The sequence below is a fragment of the Bradyrhizobium sp. genome (assembly GCF_049691595.1).
In the GTDB taxonomy this organism is placed as follows: domain Bacteria; phylum Pseudomonadota; class Alphaproteobacteria; order Rhizobiales; family Xanthobacteraceae; genus Bradyrhizobium.
The window spans coordinates 1-6,949 of record NZ_JBAVNZ010000455.1 but is presented as its reverse complement, the minus strand read 5'-3'; the positions used below and the strand labels follow the sequence as shown (position 1 = coordinate 6,949).

Sequence of the window (6,949 nt, the reverse complement as noted above, 5' to 3'; positions counted from 1 at the left end):
GACTACGACCGCGGCAGTCGCGCCCGCCGATGCCGCGGCCGCTGCTCCGCCTGCTGCGACCCCGCCCGCTTCCCAACTTCAACCCGATCCCGTGCCCGCCGCGAAGCCTGTCCCTGCACCTGCAGTGGCTGCGGTCCCGCCGTCACCGCCGCCAGCGCCAAAGCCGTCGGTTCAGACGGCCAATTCGCCGCTCGGCCTTTGGCTGACGGAAGAGAAGGAAGGCAAGGTCCGGATCGAGCCATGCGGCCCCAATCTTTGCGGCTATGCCGTCGACAAGAAGTCGAACGCGAACGGCGAGCAGGTTCTGATCAACATGAAGCCCGGCAAGGACCAATGGAGCGGCCGGATTCTCGATCCGAACACCGGCAGCAGCTATGATTCGACGATCGCGCTGAAAAGCTCCGACACCCTGCGCGTCCAGGGTTGCGCCTTCGGCGGGATGTTCTGCGGCGGCCAGACCTGGACGCGGATAAATTGATCGAGGCCACGCATCGCCGAACGTCTATCGGCGATGCTCGATCGAAGCTTGCCGACACGGTGTTCGCTCCGGGAAGGTGGACCAAACCCTCAATGTGACTCCAGTCACGGTTACTGCCGAACCGGTGTGAGACCGTGGTCGCGTCAGAACAAAGGGGAAGGTCATGGCACACTCTCGCAAGATCGCTCTCGTCGCTGGCGTGATGCTGCTTGCGGGATCGGCCATTGCCACGCCCGCGGCGGCCTCGACGTTCGACGGCTCGTGGAATGTTCAGATCGCATCGAACAACGCCGCCTGCCCCAGCGGCGCGACCGTCTTGATCGGGATCAGCAACGGCCAAATCGCGTCCAACAACGCCTCGGTCACGGCGTCGGGCCGCGTCGCCGACGCCGGCACCGTCAGCGTGACCCTGAGCAGCGGGTTGAAGCGCGCGGTCGGCGATGGGCGGCTCACCGCCGCCACGGGATCAGGTACCTGGCACGGCGCCATGTGCTCTGGTACCTGGACCGCCCAGCGGATCTAATGTGGATCGACCGTGTCCGGGCACGGCGCGCGGGAATGCGGCCTATCCGACCCTTGCGGAATATTCGGCGTCGGTGACCTTTTCCATCCAGGTCGCGTAACTCCCATCCAGCGCTTCCTGCATCGCGATATGGGTCATGCCATTGGTCGGGGAAGCGCCATGCCAGTGCTTCTCGCCCGGCGGGATCCAGACGACATCGCCGGGACGGATTTCCCTGACAGGTCCTCCCTTGGCCTGGACCCGGCCGACACCGGAGATGACGTACAGGGTCTGGCCGAGCGGATGCGAATGCCAGTTGGTGCGTGAGCCCGGCTCGAAGGAAACGCAGGTGGAAACCAGCCGCGCTGGCGCTTCCGTCGCGATGATCGGATCCTGCAGCACTGTGCCGGTGAAATAATCGGGCGGCGCTTTGCGCGTCGGCCGGGAGCCCGCGAGATGCAGATCCATTGGCTTGCCTTTCTTCTCTGAAGTTATCTTCTGGAAGCCGCGTAGCGCGCCTTGGTGTCGGCGTTCATGGGATAGAGGCCCGGGAGCGCCGCACCGTTGTTCACTTCATTGACGATCCAGGCCTCCATTCGTTCCTGCTCCGCACCTTCGGCCAGAATGAGGTCAAGAAAGGCCTGCGGGATCACCACCGCGCCGTCCTGGTCGGCGACGATGACGTCGTTCGGAAAAATCGCCACGCCGCCGCAGCCGATCGGTTCGCCCCAGCCGACGAAGGTCAGCCCCGCCACCGAAGGCGGCGCGGCAAAGCCGTCGCACCAGACCGGCAGGCCGGTGCCGAGCACGCCTTCGACGTCGCGCACGACGCCGTCGGTGACGAGCGCTGCGACCCCGCGCTTGACCATGCGCGCGCAGAGAATGTCGCCGAAGATGCCGGCATCGGTGACGCCCATGGCGTCGACCACGGCAATGCAGCCTGCCGGCATGGCTTCGATCGCGGTGCGGGTCGAGATCGGTGACGACCAGGATTCAGGTGTAGCCAGATCTTCGCGCGCGGGCACGAAGCGCAGCGTGAAGGCTGGTCCGACCAGCCGCGGCAGCCCGGGCCGCAGCGGCCTGGTGCCGCGCATCCATACGTTTCGCAGGCCCTTCTTGAGCAGAACCGTGGTGATGGTGCCGGTGGACACGCGGGACAGGGTCGCGATGGCTTCGGGGGTCAGGGACATCTGGTAAGCAGGCTCCGGTGGGGACGAAGTGGCGGGCGCATCTTGCGGGGCGCGGTCATCTCGTCAAGGGCGAGTGATAATGACGTTCAGCAGAGCTTATCGGCGATGTGCCGATTAATTTATTGAAGTTGTTGGATCATTCGCGCGAAGCGGATTCCACTTCGCAACAAAACAGGCTAGCTTGACGTGCGAAGAGCAATGAGGCCATGGCCGCGACCTTAGCCCCACCCCGCCTTTTGCCGAGTGGCGACAGCGCCATCACGGTGGAATTCAGCCGCAACATCGACGATGCCGCCAACCAGCGGGTATTGGCGCTCGACCGCGCCATGACGGCTGAGCCGGTGGCGGGCGTCACCGAGACCGTGCCGACCTATCGGTCGCTTCTGGTGCATTACGATCCCCTGCTGATTGGCTGCGAGGCGCTCGGCGACAAGCTGCTGGCGCTGGCGCAGCGGCCGGTCCCGGCAGCCGCAAGGACGCGGCGCTGGCGCATTCCCGTGGCCTATGGGGGTGAGCACGGAATCGACCTTGAGGACGTCGCACGGGCGCTGAAGACCACGCCCGACGATATCGTGGCACGGCATGTCGCCGGCGACTATCGCGTCGCCATGATCGGGTTTACGCCCGGCTGGTCCTATCTGAGCGGACTTGAAAAGTCGCTGCATCTGCCGCGGCGGCAGAATCCGCGCCTGCTGACCCCGGCCGGCACCATCTCGATCGGCGGCGTGCAGGCCGGCATCCAATGCCTCGCCGGTCCGAGCGGCTGGCACCTCCTGGGGCGGACGCCGGTCCGCACCTATCAGCTTCACCGCGATCCGATCTTCCTGCTGGAGCCCGGCGACCACGTCACCTTTGCGCCCATCGATGCCAGGACCTTTGCCGAGCAGGACCGCGCCGCGGCAGCCGGCGAGTTCATTGCGCAACTGATCCCCTCATGAGCAAGCTCGTCATTTCATCGATCGGTCCGGCCAGTTCGGTGCAGGACGGCGGTCGCCCCGGCTGCCAGCGTTACGGCCTGACGCCGAGCGGGGCGATGGACCGTCTGGCGCTGGCGGCGGCGAATACGCTGGTCGGAAACGCATTGTTTGCGGCAGGCATCGAGATCGGCCCGTTCGGCGCTATCTTCACGGCCCGCGGCGGCGCGGTTCGCGTCGCGCTTGCGGGAGCGTCCCGCAACGCCGATATCGCCGAACGCGCGGTTGCATTCGACACCTCGGTGACGCTTGCGGATGGCGAGACGCTGACGCTTGGTTTCGCGCGCGGCGGCTCGTTCAGCTATCTCGCGATCGAGGGCGGCGTTGCCGGCGAGCCTGTGTTCGGCAGTCTGGCGGTGAACGCCCGCGCCGGGCTCGGCAGCCCCTATCCGCGCCCTTTGCAAAGCGGAGATGAACTGCAAACGGCGACCACCGGCGGCGCGGCCGAGCGACGGATCGAATTGCCTGTCATGCCGGATGCGCCGATTCGCATCGTTTGGGGGCCGCAGGATGACGAATTCGCCGACGACAGCAAAAGAATATTCATCGACAGCGCGTGGAAGATCTCGGCGACCAGCGACCGCATGGGCTATCGCCTCGAAGGCCCTGTCATCAAGCATCTGCACGGCCACAACATCGTCTCCGACGGCACCGTGAACGGCAGCATCCAGGTGCCCGGCAACGGCCAGCCGATCGTGCTGATGCCGGACCGTGGCACCAGCGGCGGCTACCCCAAGATCGCAACCGTGATTTCCGCCGACTTCGGCCGCTTCGCGCAGATACCGGCCGGTCGCGCGTTTCGCTTCAAGGCCGTCAGCATGGCCGACGCCCAGGCGGAGGCGCGGAAATTTGCTGAGCTGCTGCGCACCCTGCCCGACCGGCTGCGCGGGTTAGAGAATTTCGATCCCAACATCGAGGCGCTCAGCGATGCTAATGTCGCAGGCCACGCCGTCAGCGCGGTCGATGCCGGGACATGGCAAATTCCGCCGCAAGCGACCAGCTGATCAAAGATCCATCCAGCCAAGCGGGTAAACGACATGACAACCATCGACCTCAACTGCGATCTCGGCGAAGGATTTGGCGCGTGGGAAATGGGTAACGACGCCGCCATGATCGAACTTGCGACCTCGGTGAATATCGCCTGCGGCTTCCATGCCGGCGATGCCGACATCATGCGCCATACGGTCGAGCTCGCGAAGGCCCGCGGCGTCAGTATCGGCGCGCACCCCGGCTATCGCGATCTGCACGGTTTTGGCCGCCGGCCGATGCCGGGCCTGAAATCGTCCGAGATCGAGAACCTCGTCGCCTACCAGATCGGCGCGTTGCAGGCGATCGCGACCGCGGCCGGCCACAAGGTCACCCATGTCAAGGCGCATGGCGCGCTCTCCAACGTCGCCTGCGAGGACGACATGACCGCCAGCGCGATCGCCGGTGCCATCAAGGCGGTCGATCCCAACCTGATCTTCGTGGTGCTCGCCAATTCGAAACTGGTGCGGGCCGGCGAGGCCGCGAACCTGCCGATGGTGCACGAGGTATTCGCCGACCGCGCCTATGAGGACGACGGCTCGCTGGTATCGCGCAAGAAGCCCGGCGCGGTGCTGCACGACGTCAGGGCGATCGCGGACCGCGTGGTGCGGATGGTGCAGGACGGCGCGGTGGTTTCGGTCACCGGCAAGGTGATAAAAATGCGCACCGACACCGTGTGCATCCACGGCGATACGCCGGGCGCCGTCGAGATCGGGCGCGGCGTGCGTCAGGCGTTGAAGGATGCGGGGATTGCAGTGGCGCCGTTCAGGACGGCGAGTTAGCACATCAAAACGGATGCACCGACAGCGTGCCGAACACAATGGCAGCAATCACGGCCAACGCGCCGTAGAGCGCGGCCGTGTGAAACCCCGTTGCGGATTTCCGGGAAAAAGCGCGCGCGTGCAGGTGCAGACGGGCTTCTGCCGATCGTTCGCGCATGGTCGATCTCCAACGCAGCATCGCCGTATATGGAATATCGTTCGTACCGGGACACAAGGTGCCCGCAAAAATAGCGATGCGAGCGCTTTGTCGCAGCCAGATTCCAGGTAAAAATTCTCCGGGCCGAATTCGCGCGAGAATTTTGTTCGGTCGGGTTTGGATCGTCCGGAACCTGGTCAATACACGTCCTGCTGGAACCGGCCCTTCTTCTTCAGCTCCGCGACGAAGGCGATAGCCTCGTCGGTCGAGCGCGCGCCGAACTGGGCGACGATATCGACCAGCGCGCGTTCGACGTCCTTCGCCATCCGCTTGGCGTCGCCGCAGATATAGACGCTGGCGCCCTCGGCGAGCCAGGTCCAGATTTCGCGGCCGACCTCGCGCATGCGGTCCTGCACGTAGAACTTTTTGTCGCCGTCGCGCGACCACGCCAGCGACAGCCGCGTCAATAGCCCCGCGGTCTTCATCGCGTTGAGCTCGTCGGCATAGAAGAAATCGCAGTCGCTGCGCTGATGACCGAAGAACAGCCAGTTCTTGCCGGACGCGCCGGTGGCGCGGCGGTCGAGCAGGAAGGCGCGAAACGGCGCGATCCCGGTGCCCGGCCCGATCATGATGATCGGCGTCTTCGGATCCTGCGGCAGCGCAAAACCGTGGGCCTTCTGCACATAGATCTTGACCTCATCGCCGGGCTGGATGCGTTCGGCGAGGAAGGTCGAGGCGAGGCCAAGCCGCTTGCGCTTGCCAATGACATAGCGCACGCAATCCACCGTCAGTGACAATTTGCCGGGGGTTGCGTTGTGCGACGACGAGATCGAATAGAGTCGCGGCTGCAGCGGCTCCAGCGCTTCGATGAACGCCTCCGGATGCGGATGCACGCTGGAAAACTTCTGCAGCACCGCCATCACATCGAGCGTGGCGGCATCGCCATCGGGGTCTTCACCCTGCGCCAGAGCCCTCGCCTTCTCGCGCTGCGCGCCGCCGGTGAGGTAGGAGATCAGTTCGAACAGCGAATCCGGCGCGGGCGCCAGCGAGACGTCGTCGAGCAACACCTCGCGCAGCGTCTTGCCCCGCACCTCAGTCATGTGCGATGCGCCGAGCAGAGCGATGATCTGGTCGACGTGGCCGAGATCGTTCCTGGCAAAGATGCCGAAGGAATCGCCGACGACATAATCGAGGCCGCAGCCGGACAGATCGAAATCGATATGCCAGGTTTCCTTTTCCGAGCCTTTTCCGTTGAGCAGCCGCCGCGATGCGAATTTCGCCGGCACCGGATTGTCGCGCGAACGCCCGGGCTCCGCGGCGATGGATGGGACGGCAGCGGCCGGCGCGGCGGCGGTGCCGGGAACGGCGGGCGCCTTATCGATCTCTTCATACAGCGATTTGAGCATCCGCGCGGTTTCCTTGCCGCCGGGGACGCAGAGGTTGAGCCGCGCTTCGCTCTTGCCGGCGATCGCATCGGAATAGTCGTTGCAGTTGTAACCGCACTGGCCGCAATCCTGCTGCGCCATCGCCGCCATCATGCGCCGGCGCAAGGGGCGGCCTTCCGCGAGTTTCATGCGGTCGGCAATCGGCATGGTCTGGTCGTGCCATGGCGCTTCGCCGTCGTCGCGATCGCCGGCGGCACCCGGCATGACCGCGGCGCCCTGCGCGGCCGACAGCGGCGTCGGACCGTCGGTCGTCAGCAATCCGGCAAAGAAGCCGTTCAGCCATGAGCGCTGCGCCTCGGAGAACGGAGCGCTCGGGGGGATGATCTCGATTTTGGGCGGCGGCGTGATCTGGTTCATGCGGACATCTCGGCGTCGGCAAGCCTGCGCAGCGTCTCGCCATCATGGCGGCGCGCGAA

9 protein-coding genes are annotated in these 6,949 nt (G+C 65.4%); 5 read left to right on the top strand and 4 right to left on the bottom strand.

Going from position 1 to position 6,949, the window contains the following annotated elements:
* Positions 1-478, top strand: a 478-nt coding sequence (locus WCE35_RS19220) for a DUF2147 domain-containing protein (protein WP_424594908.1), incomplete at its 5' end; no start/stop codon positions are given.
* A 163-nt stretch (positions 479-641) separates the two neighbouring features.
* Positions 642-1,001, top strand: coding sequence for a hypothetical protein (locus WCE35_RS19215; RefSeq protein WP_424594907.1), 360 nt, complete (start codon positions 642-644; stop codon positions 999-1,001).
* Positions 1,002-1,043: 42 nt separating this feature from the next.
* Here the strand turns inward: WCE35_RS19215 and WCE35_RS19210 are convergent, their stop codons facing one another.
* The gene (locus WCE35_RS19210; RefSeq protein ID WP_424594906.1) at positions 1,044-1,448 is read right to left on the bottom strand and encodes a (R)-mandelonitrile lyase; all 405 of its coding nucleotides are present in this window, start codon (positions 1,446-1,448) and stop codon (positions 1,044-1,046) included.
* A 23-nt stretch (positions 1,449-1,471) separates the two neighbouring features.
* Positions 1,472-2,170: a ribonuclease activity regulator RraA gene (locus WCE35_RS19205; RefSeq protein WP_424594905.1), complete on the bottom strand. Its 699-nt coding sequence runs from the start codon at positions 2,168-2,170 to the stop codon at positions 1,472-1,474.
* A gap of 206 nt (positions 2,171-2,376) precedes the next feature.
* On the opposite strand from WCE35_RS19205, the gene pxpB reads away from it, so the two are divergent.
* Genes pxpB through WCE35_RS19190 form a run of 3 tightly spaced genes read left to right on the top strand, consistent with a single transcriptional unit; the run spans position 2,377 to position 4,952 of the window.
* The gene (gene pxpB, locus WCE35_RS19200; RefSeq protein WP_424594904.1) at positions 2,377-3,108 is read left to right on the top strand and encodes a 5-oxoprolinase subunit PxpB; all 732 of its coding nucleotides are present in this window, start codon (positions 2,377-2,379) and stop codon (positions 3,106-3,108) included.
* Positions 3,105-4,148: a biotin-dependent carboxyltransferase family protein gene (locus WCE35_RS19195; RefSeq protein ID WP_424594903.1), complete on the top strand. Its 1,044-nt coding sequence runs from the start codon at positions 3,105-3,107 to the stop codon at positions 4,146-4,148. Before pxpB ends, WCE35_RS19195 begins: the two co-directional genes overlap by 4 nt.
* 33 nt (positions 4,149-4,181) lie before the next feature.
* A complete protein-coding gene (locus tag WCE35_RS19190) occupies positions 4,182-4,952 on the top strand; it encodes a LamB/YcsF family protein (RefSeq protein WP_424594902.1) in 771 nt (256 codons plus the stop codon).
* Between the two features lie 4 nt (positions 4,953-4,956).
* Here the strand turns inward: WCE35_RS19190 and WCE35_RS19185 are convergent, their stop codons facing one another.
* Both WCE35_RS19185 and WCE35_RS19180 read right to left on the bottom strand, forming a co-directional pair.
* Entirely contained in the window at positions 4,957-5,109 is a 153-nt protein-coding gene (locus WCE35_RS19185) for a hypothetical protein (RefSeq protein ID WP_424594901.1), read from the bottom strand.
* 176 nt (positions 5,110-5,285) lie between these two features.
* Positions 5,286-6,890 carry a sulfite reductase subunit alpha gene (locus WCE35_RS19180; protein WP_424594900.1) on the bottom strand — a complete coding sequence of 535 codons (1,605 nt, stop codon included), beginning with the start codon at positions 6,888-6,890 and terminating at the stop codon, positions 5,286-5,288.
* Positions 6,891-6,949 lie beyond the last annotated feature (59 nt).

Bases quoted from the DNA above. Each gene is read 5' to 3' on its own strand.
- WCE35_RS19215 (WP_424594907.1), top strand. From the start codon at position 642: ATGGCACACTCTCGCAAGATCGCTCTCGTCGCTGGCGTGATGCTGCTT.
- WCE35_RS19210 (WP_424594906.1), bottom strand. From the start codon at position 1,448: ATGGATCTGCATCTCGCGGGCTCCCGGCCGACGCGCAAAGCGCCGCCC.
- WCE35_RS19205 (WP_424594905.1), bottom strand. From the start codon at position 2,170: ATGTCCCTGACCCCCGAAGCCATCGCGACCCTGTCCCGCGTGTCCACC.
- pxpB (WP_424594904.1), top strand. From the start codon at position 2,377: ATGGCCGCGACCTTAGCCCCACCCCGCCTTTTGCCGAGTGGCGACAGC.
- WCE35_RS19195 (WP_424594903.1), top strand. From the start codon at position 3,105: ATGAGCAAGCTCGTCATTTCATCGATCGGTCCGGCCAGTTCGGTGCAG.
- WCE35_RS19190 (WP_424594902.1), top strand. From the start codon at position 4,182: ATGACAACCATCGACCTCAACTGCGATCTCGGCGAAGGATTTGGCGCG.
- WCE35_RS19185 (WP_424594901.1), bottom strand. From the start codon at position 5,109: ATGCGCGAACGATCGGCAGAAGCCCGTCTGCACCTGCACGCGCGCGCT.
- WCE35_RS19180 (WP_424594900.1), bottom strand. From the start codon at position 6,890: ATGAACCAGATCACGCCGCCGCCCAAAATCGAGATCATCCCCCCGAGC.